This is a genomic window from Arthrobacter sp. AL12 (genome assembly GCF_029960645.1).
Taxonomy (GTDB): domain Bacteria; phylum Actinomycetota; class Actinomycetes; order Actinomycetales; family Micrococcaceae; genus Arthrobacter.
The window spans coordinates 1-14,450 of record NZ_JASBQY010000012.1 but is presented as its reverse complement, the minus strand read 5'-3'; the positions used below and the strand labels follow the sequence as shown (position 1 = coordinate 14,450).

15 protein-coding genes are annotated in these 14,450 nt (G+C 67.6%); 9 read left to right on the top strand and 6 right to left on the bottom strand.

Annotation, left to right across the window (positions count from 1 at the left end; all coding sequences use genetic code 11):
* Positions 1-97 precede the first annotated feature (97 nt).
* From QK291_RS13255 to QK291_RS13240, 4 genes are all read right to left on the bottom strand, one after another.
* Positions 98-1,753 (bottom strand): ABC-F family ATP-binding cassette domain-containing protein, encoded by a 1,656-nt coding sequence (locus QK291_RS13255; protein ID WP_282382619.1) that lies wholly within the window; start codon positions 1,751-1,753, stop codon positions 98-100.
* Positions 1,754-1,916: 163 nt separating this feature from the next.
* A complete protein-coding gene (locus QK291_RS13250; protein ID WP_282382617.1) occupies positions 1,917-2,792 on the bottom strand; it encodes a metal ABC transporter permease in 876 nt (291 codons plus the stop codon).
* A 3-nt stretch (positions 2,793-2,795) separates the two neighbouring features.
* Positions 2,796-3,644 carry a metal ABC transporter ATP-binding protein gene (locus tag QK291_RS13245; RefSeq protein WP_282382615.1) on the bottom strand — a complete coding sequence of 283 codons (849 nt, stop codon included), beginning with the start codon at positions 3,642-3,644 and terminating at the stop codon, positions 2,796-2,798.
* Positions 3,641-4,615, bottom strand: a complete 975-nt coding sequence (locus QK291_RS13240) for a metal ABC transporter substrate-binding protein (RefSeq protein ID WP_282382613.1) — start codon at positions 4,613-4,615, stop codon at positions 3,641-3,643. The genes QK291_RS13245 and QK291_RS13240 overlap by 4 nt, the downstream gene beginning before the upstream one ends.
* Before the next feature lie 52 nt (positions 4,616-4,667).
* Between QK291_RS13240 and QK291_RS13235 the strand changes: the two genes are divergently transcribed.
* The 5 genes from QK291_RS13235 (at position 4,668) to QK291_RS13215 (ending at position 9,083) form a co-directional block, all read left to right on the top strand.
* Entirely contained in the window at positions 4,668-5,429 is a 762-nt protein-coding gene (locus tag QK291_RS13235; protein WP_282382611.1) for a CPBP family intramembrane glutamic endopeptidase, read from the top strand.
* Positions 5,430-5,544: 115 nt separating this feature from the next.
* Entirely contained in the window at positions 5,545-5,985 is a 441-nt protein-coding gene (locus QK291_RS13230; protein ID WP_282382609.1) for a VOC family protein, read from the top strand.
* 21 nt (positions 5,986-6,006) lie between these two features.
* The gene (locus QK291_RS13225) at positions 6,007-6,972 is read left to right on the top strand and encodes a 1,4-dihydroxy-2-naphthoyl-CoA synthase (RefSeq protein ID WP_282382607.1); all 966 of its coding nucleotides are present in this window, start codon (positions 6,007-6,009) and stop codon (positions 6,970-6,972) included.
* Between the two features lie 26 nt (positions 6,973-6,998).
* On the top strand, positions 6,999-8,153 hold the full coding sequence (locus tag QK291_RS13220; protein ID WP_282382606.1) for an AMP-binding protein: 1,155 nt from the start codon (positions 6,999-7,001) through the stop codon (positions 8,151-8,153).
* 48 nt (positions 8,154-8,201) lie between these two features.
* Positions 8,202-9,083 carry a 1,4-dihydroxy-2-naphthoate polyprenyltransferase gene (locus QK291_RS13215; protein ID WP_282382604.1) on the top strand — a complete coding sequence of 294 codons (882 nt, stop codon included), beginning with the start codon at positions 8,202-8,204 and terminating at the stop codon, positions 9,081-9,083.
* A 724-nt stretch (positions 9,084-9,807) separates the two neighbouring features.
* On the opposite strand, the gene QK291_RS13210 is transcribed toward QK291_RS13215, so the two are convergent.
* Positions 9,808-10,563 (bottom strand): GAF and ANTAR domain-containing protein, encoded by a 756-nt coding sequence (locus QK291_RS13210; protein WP_282382602.1) that lies wholly within the window; start codon positions 10,561-10,563, stop codon positions 9,808-9,810.
* Between the two features lie 307 nt (positions 10,564-10,870).
* Positions 10,871-11,182 carry a DUF4229 domain-containing protein gene (locus tag QK291_RS13205; RefSeq protein WP_282382600.1) on the bottom strand — a complete coding sequence of 104 codons (312 nt, stop codon included), beginning with the start codon at positions 11,180-11,182 and terminating at the stop codon, positions 10,871-10,873.
* An 82-nt stretch (positions 11,183-11,264) separates the two neighbouring features.
* Between QK291_RS13205 and QK291_RS13200 the strand changes: the two genes are divergently transcribed.
* The 4 genes from QK291_RS13200 (at position 11,265) to QK291_RS13185 (ending at position 14,346) form a co-directional block, all read left to right on the top strand.
* The gene (locus QK291_RS13200; RefSeq protein WP_282382599.1) at positions 11,265-11,690 is read left to right on the top strand and encodes a PLD nuclease N-terminal domain-containing protein; all 426 of its coding nucleotides are present in this window, start codon (positions 11,265-11,267) and stop codon (positions 11,688-11,690) included.
* 133 nt (positions 11,691-11,823) lie between these two features.
* Positions 11,824-12,321: a GNAT family N-acetyltransferase gene (locus QK291_RS13195; protein ID WP_282382597.1), complete on the top strand. Its 498-nt coding sequence runs from the start codon at positions 11,824-11,826 to the stop codon at positions 12,319-12,321.
* Positions 12,322-12,478: 157 nt separating this feature from the next.
* Positions 12,479-13,300, top strand: coding sequence for an MBL fold metallo-hydrolase (locus QK291_RS13190; protein ID WP_282382595.1), 822 nt, complete (start codon positions 12,479-12,481; stop codon positions 13,298-13,300).
* A gap of 131 nt (positions 13,301-13,431) precedes the next feature.
* Positions 13,432-14,346 (top strand): hypothetical protein, encoded by a 915-nt coding sequence (locus QK291_RS13185; RefSeq protein WP_282382592.1) that lies wholly within the window; start codon positions 13,432-13,434, stop codon positions 14,344-14,346.
* Positions 14,347-14,450 lie beyond the last annotated feature (104 nt).

Below are 14,450 nucleotides of genomic sequence, written 5' to 3'. Positions count from 1 at the left end.
ATGATGTGATTTGGGCTGGAACGCCGAATGATGTTCGATTTCGGTCCGGCCAGTCCCGGCCTACCCGTCAGTTAGGACGTTGCCAGTTTTTCCGCCGTCAGGCCAGGCCGCCGTCCCGCATCGCATATCGGAGCCAGTTCCCGGTCCCGGCCCCGGCGCGGTTCCCCGTGCTGTTGTCGCGGGCGCAGGCGTCGAACCACTCCCCCAGCGCGCGGTCGTGGCTGACCATTACCAGCGTCCCGGCGAAGTCCGAAAGGGCGGATTCCAGCTGCTCCACCAGGACGGGCGCCAGATGGTTGGTGGGCTCATCGACGAGCATCGTCCCGTAGCCGCCCAGCAGAAGCCGGGCCAGCGCCAGCCGGCGCTGCTGCCCGGCGGACAGGCCTCCCACCGGGACGTGGAATTCGCTGGTCCGGAAGAGCCCCAGGCGCAGCAGCGCCTCCGCGTGCTCATCGATGTTGCCGCCCAGGCCCGCGGCGAAAGCCGGCAGCAGGCGCAGCCCCGGGCGCTGCGGGAGCTCCAGCTCCTGCTGCAGGTAGCCGATCCGGCCGTGCCTCACCACGGTGCCCCGGGCCGGTTCCAGCGTGCCCGCGAGGACGGAGAGCAGCGTGGACTTGCCGGCACCGTTGGGGCCGGTGATGAGGATCTTCTGGCCCGCCTCCACCCGGAGGTCCGTCGGTTCCAGGCGGCCGGGCACCGACACGGCCCGGGCTTCCAGGGCCGGTCCCGCCGCCACGTCCGCACGCAGGTCCGTCGCCAGCTTCAGCGGCACCGGCGGACGGTCGACGGGGTATTCCTCCAGCCGGCGGAGTCGCTCCTGGGCGTTGCGGACCTTGCTGGAGGCTGCCTTCTGCCAGGTGCCGGCCTTGAAGTCGAAGCCCATTTTGTCGTTGTCGCGCTGGCGGGCGTAGCCCATCTTCCCCGCGACCGTGTCCGCCTGGAGCCGTTCGGCCGCCATGGCGTCCAGCCACCCGCTGTACTGCTGCGCCCAGCGCTGGCGTTCGGCGGCCTTCTCCCGCAGGTAGCCTTCGTAGCCGTTGCCGTAGCGGTTGACCGTCCGGCGTTCGGCGTCGACTTCGATCACGGTAGAGGCGACTTTGCGCAGCAGGACGCGGTCGTGGGAGACCACCACCACGGTGCCGCGGTGCGCCGCGAGCCGCGCCTCCAGCCAGGCCGTCCCGCTGGCGTCAAGGTGGTTGGTGGGTTCATCCAGCAGGAGGATGTCCGCGGGATCGGCCATCACGCAGGCCAGCGCCACACGCTCCTGTTCCCCGCCGGAGAGCGAGCCCAGTGTCCTCATCCGGTCCAGCCCGCCCAGGCCCAGCCGGTCCAGCGCCGCCTCCACGCGGGATTCCGCGGCGTAGCCTTCCCTGAGCTGGTATTGCGTCTGCAGGGTGCCGTAGCGCTCCAGTTCGTCGGCTTCGGCGTCGGCAAGCCCGTCCTCCAGACGGTCGAGCTCGGCCTCCAGTTCGCGGAGGGATCCCAGGGCGGCGTCGATCGCGTTGCTTACCGTGAACGCATCCGGCAGTCCGAGGGTCTGGGCAAGATAGCCGACGCGGCCCTGACGGACGGCGGTGCCCTCGTCCGGGGTCTCGAGCCCGGCCAGGATCCGCAGCAGCGTGGATTTGCCCGCGCCGTTTTCGCCGACGATCGCCACATGTTCACCGGCGTTGATGGCCAGTTCGACGTCGGCAAACAGCTGGCGGTCCCCGTAGCCGTGGGATACGCCCGTAAGGCGGAGATGTTCGCTCAAGGAGTCCTCGCAGGTAGATGGCGAGCCGGCGCGGCGGCGGCTTGCGTCGTCAAGTATGACACCGCAGGCTCCGACTGACCCGACCGCCGCCGTCGGGCAGCGGCTCCGACTGACCCGACCGCCGCCGTCGGGCAGCCTCTTGGGGGCGCCCTGGCGGGAAACGTCAGGCGGCGAGCGCGGCCGCTTTCCGGCGCCGGGCCATCGCCAGCCGCGTGCCGATCAGCCCCTGCCGCGGGCTGAACAGGTAGACGGCGGCGAACGCGGCCGCCTGCGTCAGGACCACCATGGCGCCGGAGGCGGTGTCGAGGTAGTAGCTGAAGTAGATCCCGGCGATGGAGCACACCGCGGAAATGGCCGGCGCGATCACCAGCATGCGGGAGAACCGGTCCGTCAGCAGATAGGCCGTGGCCCCGGGAATGATCAGCATGGCCACCACCAGCACCACGCCCACGGTCTGCAGCGCCACCACGGACGTCAGCGCCAGCAGGCCCAGCAGCAGGGCCCCGAGGCGCTTCGGGGACAGCCCGATCGCGTGGGCGTGCGTGGGGTCGAAGGCGTAAAGGGTCAGGTCACGGCGTTTCAGGACCAGGATCGCGAAGGTGACGACACCCAGCACGAGGACCTGGATGAGGTCCGGAATGCTGACGCCGAGCAGGTTGCCGAAGATGATGTGGTTGAGGTCCGTCTGGCTGGGCGTGACGGAGATGAGCACCAGGCCGAGCGCGAACAGGGACGTGAACACGATCCCGATCGCCGCGTCCTCCTTCACCCGGCTGGTGTTGCGGACCACCCCGATCAGGGTCACCGCGATCAGCGCGAACACCAGGGCGCCCAGCGCGAAGGGGGCACCCACGATGTAGGCGAGCACCACCCCGGGCAGCACGGCGTGGGAGACGGCGTCGCCCATCAGCGACCAGCCGATCAGCACGAGCCAGCAGCTCAGCACCGCGCAGACGATGGCAGCGAGCGCCGTGGTGACGATGGCCCGGACCATGAAGTCATAGCCGAGGGGTTCCAGCAGGAGGTCGAAGAGATCCATGGCTCAGTTCCTGCCCGGCCGGTTGGCAACGCCGGGGGCCGGCAGTCCGCGGTCCGGAAGGCCGGGGGCCGGCAGTCCGCGGTCCGGAAGGCCGGGGGCCGGAAGGTCCCGGTCCGGGAGGTCCCGGTTGAGGACGTCGAGGCCGAAGGCCATGGCCAGGTGCTCCGGCTGCAGCACCACCTCGGGCGGGCCGTGCATCAGGACCTTGCGCATCAGGAGCACCGCCTCATCGCAGAGCCGGGGCAGGGCGTGCAGGTCATGGGTCGAGACGAGGATGGTGCAGCCGTCCGCGGCCAGTTCCTTCAGCAGGCGCGTTATCGTCGCCTCGGAGCGCTTGTCCACGCCGGCGAAGGGCTCGTCCAGGAGCATCATGGTGGCGCCCTGGGCGATTCCGCGGGCAACGAAGGCGCGCTTCTTCTGGCCGCCGGAGAGCTGGCCGATCTGCCGGTTGGCGAACTCGGAGAGTTCCACCCGGTCCAGGGCGAGGTCGACGGCGTCGCGGTCCGCCCTGGACGCCCGGCGGGTGAAGCCCTGGTGCCCGTAGCGGCCCATCATCACGACATCGTGCACGGACAGCGGGAACTGCCAGTCCACGTCCTCGCTTTGCGGGACGTAGCCGATGCCGCCCGTCTTGCGGGCCTTGGCCGGTGATTCGCCGTTGATCAGGACGCGGCCGGCGTCGGGCTTGACCATGCCCATGATCGCCTTGAACAGCGTCGACTTTCCGGAGCCGTTCATGCCCACCAGCCCGCAGATCCGGGCCGCCTCCACGGTGAGGGAGGCGGCATCGAGCGCCAGGACCTCCCCGTAATGGACGGTGACGTTTTCCACCAGAATGGCCGGATTGCTCATGATGCCGCTCCCGTCAGGCCTGCAGTGATGAGCTTGGAATCGTGCCGGACCAGGTCCAGGTACGTGGGCACGGGGCCGTCCGCTTCGGAGAGCGAGTCCACGTACAGCACGCCGCCGAAGGTGGCGCCGGTTGCCCCGACCACCTGGCGCATCGGTGCGTCCGAGACCGTGGACTCGCAGAAGACGGCCGGGACCTTGTTGGCCTTGACGAATTCGATGGCCTTGGTGATCTGCTGCGGGGTGGCCTGCTGTTCGGCGTTGACGGCCCAGATGTAAACCTCGCGGAGGCCGGCGTCGCGCGCCAGGTACGAGAAGGCTCCCTCACATGTCACCAGCGCCCGCTGCGCCTCGGGGACGGCGGCGATCTTCTGGACCATTTCATCCTGCACGGACTGCAGCTGGGCCTTGTACGCCGCCCCGTTGGCCTCGAAGGCCGCGGCGTTCCCCGGATCCAGCTTCGAGAACGCCTTCACCATGTTGTCCACGTAAATCTGCACGTTGACCGGCGACATCCAGGCGTGCGGGTTCGGTTTGCCCTGGTAGGAGTCTTCGCCGATGGAGAGCACCTCCACGCCCTCGCTCACGACGGCGTGGGGAACGTCCAGGCCCTCGACGAACTGGGCGAACCAGGCTTCCAGGTTCAGCCCGTTGTCCAGGATCAGGTCGGCTTTGGAGGCCTTGCGGATGTCCCCGGGGGTGGGCTCGTAGCCGTGGATTTCGGCGCCGGCCTTGGTGATGGATTCGACCTGCAGTTTGTCCCCCGCCACGTTCTGCGCGACGTCGGCCAGCACGGTGAAGGTGGTCAGCACCACGGGCTTCTCGGCCGCGGAGCCCGGTCCCTGCCCCGGAACGCCCGCCCCGCACGCGGCCAGGGACAGTCCGAGCAGAACGGCGGCGACGGCGGCTCCGGCAGTACGGCGGCGACGTGTTCGGCCGACAACTTTGGCGGGCCGAAACGAATTTTTAGGCATACCGAACATTATACGGGACCCGACCCTCCGGCCGCGGCGCTAGGCTGTTGTCATGGGCACTGTTCTCCACACTCCACCGGCACCGCGGCCGGAACTTTACCGGTTCTCGCGGCTCGATTTCATCACCGCGGGCCTGTACGTGGCCGTGGCCGCGTTCTTCGCCGTGGCCGGCGGACTGCTGGTCCCGCTGCTGCTCGAGCTGTCCCCGAACCCGGCGGTGGCGTCCTACACCGTCAACCTGGTCTTCTACGGCGTCATCGGCCTCCTGGCCCTGGCCGCCGTCCGGCATGTCGCCGCCCGGGACCTCAGGGTGCTCGCCACCAGGCCCTGGTTCACGGTGCTGATGGTTCCCCTCGCCGTCGTGGCCATGATGATCGTCACCGCGGTCTTGGTCTCCATCACCGGAACGCCGCAGACTTCCGCCAACCAGGCCGGCCTGCAGGCGCTGATGCAGCAGGTCCCGGTCTGGCTGATGGTGCCGCTGCTGGTGATCGTGGGCCCGTTCGTGGAGGAGTACATCTTCCGGCACCTGCTGATCGGCAAACTCAGCCGGCGGGTCAACATCTGGGTGTGCTGCTCACTGTCCGTGGTGCTGTTCGCGGCCCTGCACATCGTGGGCCAGGAGGACCTGAGCCTTCCGGTGCTGATGCCCTACCTCGCGATGGGCGCCGTGCTGGTGTTCGTCTACGTCTGGACCGGCAGGAACGTCATGTTCGCCTACTTCGTCCACGCCTCGAAGAACCTGCTCGCGGTCATCTTCATCTACGCCATCCCGCCCGAACTGATGGAGCAGCTCCAGCAGATGCAGGGCTAACCCAACAAGCAACGCGGGGTCAGCTGCGCATTCCGGAGCCTTATACGGGCGCTAGGTGACCCCGCGTTGCTCTGGGGGCCTACCGCCGGCCGCGCCGACGTCGTAGTTTCTTCCCATGACACTGAACATCCAGATCGCCGTCGACTGCCGGGACCCGCACAAGCTCGCCGACTGGTGGGCCGAAACCCTCCAGTGGGCCGTGGAGCCGCAGGACGAGTCCTTCATCCGCGCGATGATCGCGCAGGGCTTCGCGACGGAGGCGGAAACCACCACGCACCACGGCAGGCTCGTCTGGAGCGTCGGCGCCGCCATCCGCCCGCCGGAGGAACTTGACGCGAAACCGCCCGCCCGCCGCATCCTGTTCCAGACGGTCCCGGAGGATAAGACCATCAAGAACCGGATCCACTGGGACGTCAACCTGGCCGGCGGCGACAAGGACGCGGCGCGTGCGGCCCTCGAGGCCCGCGGCGCCACGTACCTCTGGACCGCCAGCCAGGGGCCGCATTCCTGGCACACCATGGCGGACCCGGAAGGCAATGAGTTCTGCATCAGCTGAGGCGATTACTAGACTCGGACTGTGAGCAACGAAATCCCCGCCAAGGTGTCCGACGTCTTTGACCCCACCCGCTGGCGCACCGTGTCCGGCTTCGACGACTTCCAGGACATGACCTACCACCGGCAGGTGGAGCGTACCGAGGACGGCCGCGCGGTCAAAGACCTCCCGACCGTCCGCATCGCCTTCAACCGGCCCGAGGTGCGCAACGCCTTCCGCCCCGGCACCGTGGACGAGCTCTACCGCGCCATGGACCACGCCCGGATGAGCCCGGACGTGGCCACCGTGCTGCTGACCGGCAACGGCCCCTCCGCCAAGGACGGCGGCCACTCGTTCTGCTCCGGCGGGGACCAGCGGATCCGCGGCCGCGACGGGTACAGGTACGTAGTACAAGACACCGTGGGTGAGACCAAGGAGACCATCGACCCCGCCCGCGCCGGCCGGCTCCACATCCTGGAAGTCCAGCGGCTGATGCGCACCATGCCCAAGGTGGTCATCGCCGTCGTGAACGGCTGGGCCGCCGGCGGCGGGCACTCTCTGCACGTCGTCTCCGACCTGACCATCGCCTCCCGCCAGCACGGCAAGTTCAAGCAGACCGACGCCACGGTGGGCAGTTTCGACGCCGGCTACGGCTCTGCGCTGCTGGCCCGCCAGATCGGCCAGAAGGCGGCCCGGGAGATCTTCTTCCTGGCCCGCGAATATTCCGCCGAGGACATGGTCCGGATGGGGGCCGTGAACGAGGCCGTGGACCATGAGCGGCTCGAGGACGTGGCGCTGGAATACGCCGCCGACATCGCCCGGCAGTCCCCGCAGGCCCTCCGGATGCTCAAGTTCGCCTTCAACCTCGCCGACGACGGCCTGGCCGGGCAGCAGGTCTTCGCCGGCGAAGCGACCCGGCTGGCGTACATGACGGATGAGGCCGTGGAGGGCAAGGAAGCCTTCCTGGAGAAGCGCGATCCGGACTGGTCCAGCTTCCCGTACTACTTCTGAGCCCCGCTTACCCCGAAGGCAGCCACGTGACTTCCCAGCCCCCGAACATCGAACCGGCGCTCAAGGCGCTGGCGGACGCCCTCCACGGGGAGGGTCCCGCCGTCGAACTCTCCGCCGACGCCGGCGGGAACGTGGTGGTCACCGCCGTGGAGACGCCCGGCCATGAGGACGCCGCCGTCGTGGTGCGGACCTCCGGCTCCACCGGCATGCCGAAGTCGACGGTTCTGACCGTGGACGCGCTGGCGGCGTCCTCGGTGGCAACCGCGTTCGCGCTCAAGGGGGAGGGCCAGTGGCTGCTCGCGTTGCCGGTGCAGTACGTGGCCGGGGTGCAGGTCCTGGTGCGCTCGCTGTTCGCCGGCACCCGGCCCTGGGCGATGGACATGTCCGGCGGGTTCACCGCGGAGGCGTTCACCGCCGCGGCCTTGGAGCTCACGGACAAGATCCGCTTCACCTCGCTGGTGCCCACCCAGCTGCAGCGGCTGCTGGACGCGCCGTCGGCCGACACGCTGGCGGTGCTGCGCCGCTTCAACGGCATCCTGCTCGGCGGCGGCCCCGCCTCGCCCGGACTGCTCGCCGCGGCCCGCGACGCCGGCGCCCGCGTGATCACGACCTATGGTTCGGCCGAGACCTGCGGCGGCTGCGTCTACGACGGCTTCCCGCTCGAGGACGTGCTGGCCCGGGTGGAGGGGGACGGCCGGATCCTGCTCGGCGGCGCCACCCTGGCCGCCGGCTACCTCGGCGACCCCGGGCTCACCGCCGGCGCCTTCTTCGAGGAGGACGGTGTCCGCTGGTACCGCACCGGCGACCTCGGCACCATCGACGCCACCGGGAAGCTGACCGTGCTGGGCCGGGCCGACGACGTCGTCATCACCGGCGGCGTGAAGGTCTCCGCCGCGCACGTGCAGGCGGAGCTGGAGAAGCTCGACGGCGTCCGGGCCGCCTTTGTCGCCGGGGTCCCCTCGGCCGAGTGGGGCCAGGCCCTCGCCGCCTACGTGGCGCTGGACGACAGCTCCCCGGACGGCGTCCGGAACTTCACCGCGGGCGCGGCCTGGGCCCCGCCGCTGGGCACGCTGGCGCCGAAGACCGTGCTGGCCGCCGGTGACCTGCTGATGCTGCCGAACGGGAAACCGGACCGCCTGGCGATGACGGTTCGGCTCACCGAGCTGCATCAGGGAAAATAGACAGTCCGGGCACTCCCGGTTTCGCCAAACCAATACGAGGTACTGACCGTGGCAACAGCCGCTCAATGGATCCAAGGCGCCCGACTGCGCACCCTGCCGGCCGCGATCGCGCCTGTCCTGATCGGCACCGCGGCCGCGTACGAGCTGGACGCCTTCCTGCCGCTCCATGCCGTGCTCGCCGCGCTGGTGGCCCTGCTGCTGCAGATCGGCGTGAACTACGCCAACGACTACTCCGACGGCATCCGCGGGACCGATGAGGACCGGGTGGGCCCGCTCCGGCTGGTCGGCTCCGGCGCCGCGAAGCCCGAGCACGTCAAGTACGCCGCGTTTGCCGCTTTCGGGCTGGCAATGGTGTTCGGCCTGGCCCTGGTCATCCTCTCGCAGGCCTGGTGGCTGATCCTGGTGGGCCTGGGCTGCGTCCTCGCGGCCTGGGGCTACACGGGCGGGAAGAACCCCTACGGCTATATGGGCCTGGGCGATTTGTTCGTCTTTGTGTTCTTCGGACTGGTCGCCACCCTCGGCACCACCTATACGCAGGCCGGCCAGATCAGCCTCCCGGCCGTCGTCGGCGCCATCGGCACCGGCCTGATCGCCTGCGCGCTGCTCATGGCCAACAACGTCCGCGATATCCCCACCGACCGGAAGGCCGGAAAGAAGACCCTGGCCGTGCGGCTCGGCGACAAGCATGCCCGGGAAAGCTACGTCCTGATGCTCGCCGTCGCGATCCTGCTGCCGATTGTGCTGGCGCCGACGCGGCCGTGGATGCTGATTGTGCTGCTGCTGATCCCGGCGAGCCTGATGCCGTCCTGGCTGATGATCTCCGGCCGGCGCCGCAAGAGCCTGATTCCGGTGCTCAAGCAGACGGGGCTGATCAACCTCGGCTACGCGGTGCTGTTCTCACTGGGCCTGGTCCTGAGCCACGGGTTCTAGGCGGCAAACACCACCCGTTGCCTCCCACAGGGACCGTGTGACAGCCTCGAAGTGATCCCGTCGCCGGGACGACGTCGGGCGGCAGAGGAATGAGCGCGGCATGGGACTCATCCACATCGACCTGTTCACCATGCTCGACGGCGTCGCGCAGGCGCCCGGCGTGGCGCGCTAACTGTGTCCTGCCCGGCTTTTACGTTCTGCTGGACCTGGACCAGCTCCATATCGGATCCCCGGAAGCGCTTCGCGCCCTCTCCGAGCCTGGTGCCCTAACGCTTCACCGACATCGCTCCCCGCATGCCCGTGGCGGGTACCGTCACGGGCATGCGGGGGGCAGCCGCATGAGGGGACAGTCGACACACGAGCCCGTGGGCGCCGGCCCTGGAAGTTGGCTCCAGGAGTCGGCACCAGGACCGCGGGACCACCAGCCCTGAGGACCGCAAAGCCGCACATAAGCCCAGTTGCGGCCAATTCCAGCCCGAAGACGGGGTACCGGTGACGCATTCCGCCCCCGCAGAGTTTGGCACTTGAATTGAAAAAAGCTCGAGATTAATCTTTTCTTACGCGCCTCCGATGTATCCCCCAATAACATCGGGGGCGCTTCCACCTCCTGAGACGATGTCCAACCCCAGAGAACCGCCGGTCCCAGACGACACAGGTGGCCGGACAGGTGACCGGAAGTTGGTCCACGCGCCAGCCAGGCTGCAGTTCACCGGGGAAGCCTTCATCAAGCCGGTCGTTTTACCCCGGCGATTTCTCCGCTGATCGTCAGATCTTCTGCCACCTCACGAAGTTTCCTGTTGGAGCTGGAGCTTGCGCGGGTAAGGACAAGAAAGGCCTGCTGGGCGCTTAGTTTGTAGCGTTCCATCAGGATGCCCTCGGCCTGGCCGATGAGTTGGCGGGAGATCAGGGCTTCGCTGAGCTGGCTGATTTTTTGGGAGTCGGCGAAAGCCACGGCTGCATGGGCGGCAACGAGCAGCCCAATCTGCTCGGACTCGAGATCGAAAGCGTCCGGGCTGACTCCGAACAGGTTCAACGCACCCAACCGGTCCCCTTCGACGAACAACTGGATTGAGAGCATGCTGCGCGCCCCAAGCTCCACGGCGCCGCTGGAGAATGCCGGCCACCGGGTCTCAGTACTGAGGTCGGGTACCCGCACAATCCGGTCCTCGTAGGCCGCATCCAGGCAGGGCCCCTGCCCGGTGGAACTTTGCAGGGCATCAACCCTGCGGGGAAGCTCCCCCGAAGCGATCCTTGACTCAATCGTCTTCCGACCGGTGACCAGGCTGATGGACGCATCGGCGACGCCGGGGATGAGCTGGACGGCGGCCTGGACTATCCCGGCCATGACGGTGTCAACGTCATCTATCTGCTGCAGTTCCCTGGCCAGCTCACCGAGCTGAGTGGCCAAGTCGCCGCTGACATCCCCGCTCTGTTCTGGCGTCCCGGAGGGCCCGTTCATCTCAGACGTGTCGATGCTCATCGACTCACCTCGGTTCTTTCGTTACCTCTGAGCTTATGCCCACATCCGGCGATAGATCCATCCCGCTCCGGACTCATTCTCGACCGCGGCCGGCACCGTTCCACTGTCCACAAATGGGGACAGTTCTTTCGGGTCATCCACCGCTACAACTGCCGGGGAAGCTACCCCAAAGGCTCCCAAAGTCCAGCCGTGGATAACCCGGTTTGCCCCCAGCCGTGGACACCTCAAGGTCACCTTGAGTGCCGGACGGGCACGCAGAATGGATCGATAGTCTTTGACAATCCCTATCGATGGTCCTTGACAATCCCTATTGAGATTCCTTGCGGTGATTGTCCTTGTGGACGGTGATGTCCGGATGCGCGTCGACCAGGCGGTCTTCGGCGTCGGCGTCGGCCACTTCCCCGGCGGTGCGCAGCGGCTTGGCCTTGCCGGAGAACCGCTGGTGAAGCGAGGCGGCGGCGGCGTTGCGCTGCTTCTGGAAGAAGAGGAAGCTGATCGCGAAAGCCATCATCCCCGCGCAGAGGACGGCCAGCAGCCATCCAAGCTCAAGATAGACGAACAGTGCGAACAGCGGCGCGAAGAGCGCCAGCCGGATCAGGGAGTATTTCAGGAAAGCCACTCTCCCAGTTTAGCCGCCGGCGGCGACCCCGGAGCCGCGATCAGTACAAGCCGGACACTCCCCCGGAGGCTAGACTGATTACATGCTCCGTGTAGTGGTTGTTGTCGCCGTTCTCGTCGTGTTTGTCTACGGACTTGTCGATGTGATCCGCACTGACCCTCGCCAGACCAAAGGCATCTCCAAGCCGGCCTGGATCGTGGTGCAGATCGTCCTTCCGGTGATCGGCGCCATCCTGTGGTTTCTGATTGGCCGGCCGCGCGGGACCAGCCCGGCTCGCACCAATTACAGCCACCCCATCGCGCCCGACGACGACCCGGACTTCCTGCGCAACCTCGAACTCCGCCGCCGCCGGCAGGCCGAAGCAGACCGGCTCAAGAAGCTCAAGGACGAGATGGACGCCAAGGAGCGCAACACCGCCAACGACAAGGGCACACCGGGCACCCACGACTCCGAGTCCGGCGACGCCCGGGGCAGCGGCGACGCGCAGGGCACCGACGAGGTCAAGTAGCACTGGCTCCCCTGCTTTGGGCCACTCCGGTGGCTTTTCCTGCTGAGCGGCGATTTATCGCGGCCTCCAACGGCCGGTAGTCGTTCCTGCGCGGGGCCGAGCAGCCGCGAGCCTGGATCGATATAGTTGCGGCATGCCCGACCTGATCGCACCAACCGAACGGCTGCACGATGCCTGGCTGAAGGCGCATGCCGAGTGGGGCGAGGGCCTCCATGAGGATGGCTTCGGACTGTTGCCAACCGATGAGGTCAATTCAGAGGCCGGGTTCGCGGCTTGGGTGGCCCGGTTGGCCAAAGATTCCCCACATTGCAGCTACCGGTGGATCATCGACGGCGATCAGGTGCTGGGCGGGATCGCACTGCGCCACGAATTCAGCGACTTCGTGCAGTGGGCCGGGCACATCGGCTACGGTATCCGTCCCTCGGCGCGCCGACGCGGGCTTGCCACGTGGGCACTCGGTCGGATGGTGGAAGAGGCGCGGGCGCTCGGCATGGACCGGTTGCTACTTGTCTGCGAGGCCGGCAACGGCGCCTCCAGGAGAACGATCGGGCGCCAGGGCGGCATCCTGGAAGGCGACGGCGGAAACGGCGCCGGCTTGCGCTGTTGGATAAACACCGACCCGGGCAAATAATTCGCCGGCAGCCCGGCGCCACGCCGACTACCCAACCGCCGCGCTGATCGGCCCCTCGACCGCGGCTTGTTCGCCGTGCCCATGGTGCTTGCGATCTGCCACCGCCAGGTAATACCGTCTCGTCAAGCGGTTGCACCCCACAAGCGGAAGGCGCCCCATGCTGAAGCAAGTCGCTGAGGGGGTTCTCGTTCACGAGAGCGAGTTCATCCAGCGTAACTCCGTGGTCGTGCAGGGCCGGGCCGGTGTATTGCTCATCGACCCCGGCATTACGACCGCTGAAATGGCCGCGCTCGCGAACGACCTCCGCGAGTTGGGCCAGCCCGTCGTGGCAGGCTTTTCGACGCATCCTCATTGGGACCACGTGCTCTGGCACGCGGCCTTCGGCGACGTGCCCCGTTACGGTACAGCCCGTTGCGCGGACTCTCTCCAAGACCTGCTGTCGCACACGGACTGGAAGTCCCGCGTGGCCGGGGTACTACCGCCGGAGTTCGCCGGGGAGATCCCGATGGATCTGCTCGGTCTCATTACCGCTGTGCCCGCCGCAGCCGCGCAGATTCCTTGGGATGGCCCCAAAGTCCGGATCATCGAACATCAGGCCCATGCCCCAGGCCATGCGGCGCTTCTGGTCGAGGAACGCGGCGTCCTCGTCGCCGGCGACATGCTTTCTGACATCCTCATTCCGTTCCTCGATCTGGAGGCCGCGAATCCGACCGAGGACTACCTCGCCGCGCTGCTTTTGTTCGAGAGCGTAGCCGACGACGTCGCCGCCGTCGTCCCCGGTCACGGCTCAGTGGGCGGAGCTGAGCAGCTCCGAGCCCGAATAAAACAGGATCACGCGTATGTGCGGGCCCTGCAAGACGGCGGTGAACCCGACGACCCGCGGGTCGGCCCGTCGGCCCCGTTGGAGTGGCTGCCTGATGTGCACAGATGGCAACTACAGCGGCTCGCCCAAAAGGCACGGAACGAGACGCCCGAATAGCGCGTCCTGGTGAGGATGAGCTTCTCCTCCACACTGTGGATAACCTCCGAGCCCCTGCCCGACGGGCGGAGAATGCTCGTATGCACCCGCCCAGCGAGCTTCCCCCGCAGCTTCGAACCCAGCCCTTCACCGTGGCCGAGGCCCGCGCCGCCGGGGTGAGCCGCCGTCGGACCCGGGCTAGGGATCTCGTCAATCCCTGCCACGGAGTGCGCGCCTCGGCGACCGTCGAGGACAGCTTGCTGGAACGTTTGCGCGCCCTGACCGGTGTGACCGGGGCTGTTGTGAGTCACTTGTCTGCGGCAGTGCTGTGGGGCTTCCCGCTGCCGCTCGCCCTGGAAAACCTGGCCGTCGTCCACCTGACGGGTGATCCAGGCCGGCGGGCCGTGCGGTACAAGGGTGTCGTGGGCCATCAGCAGTCACTCGGACCGGACGAGATCGTGGCGGGGGCCTGGGTGAGCTGCACCTCCCCGCTGCGGACGTGGTTCGACCTGGCCGGGATACTCGGCCTCGATGATTTGGTGACTGCCGGCGACTTTCTGCTGCGCCGGCGGAACCCGCTGACTACTGTCGATGCTCTGGACGCATTCCTCGCCGGTAAACGGGGCAGGACTGGCTACCGGCGTGCCATGCGTGCCCGGGCCCTGATACGCGCCAACACGGACTCCCCCAAAGAGACCGAACTCCGGCTGCTCCTGATGCGCCATGGTCTGCCGGAACCCGGAATCAACGTGCCGATTTTCGACGAGACCGGCGTTTGGATCCAGGACCCAGACCTCTCCTATGAGCGGGAGAAGATCGCGATCCAGTACGACGGCGCGCATCACGCCAGTCCGGCGCAACGTCGCAGCGACATTTTTCGAGATGAAAACGCCAGGGATGGCGGTTGGCGCGTTGTCGTGTTGACGCAGACAGACTTGGAACCGCTGGCACGCGGCATGGATCCGACCGCCGTAACCCGCGTGCGGGCGGCGCTCAAGGAGCGCGGCTGGACCCCCGAACCGGGCGGAACTTCAAAGCGCACCTCCCCCTCCCGGCCAGCTAGCTGACTCGAATGGCCGGTTACCGGGTGCACTTGTGCATCCATATGACACGAAGGGCCGCCACGCACGCCGGAATAGCGGCCACTCGTGGCAAATCGACGCAAGGCGGT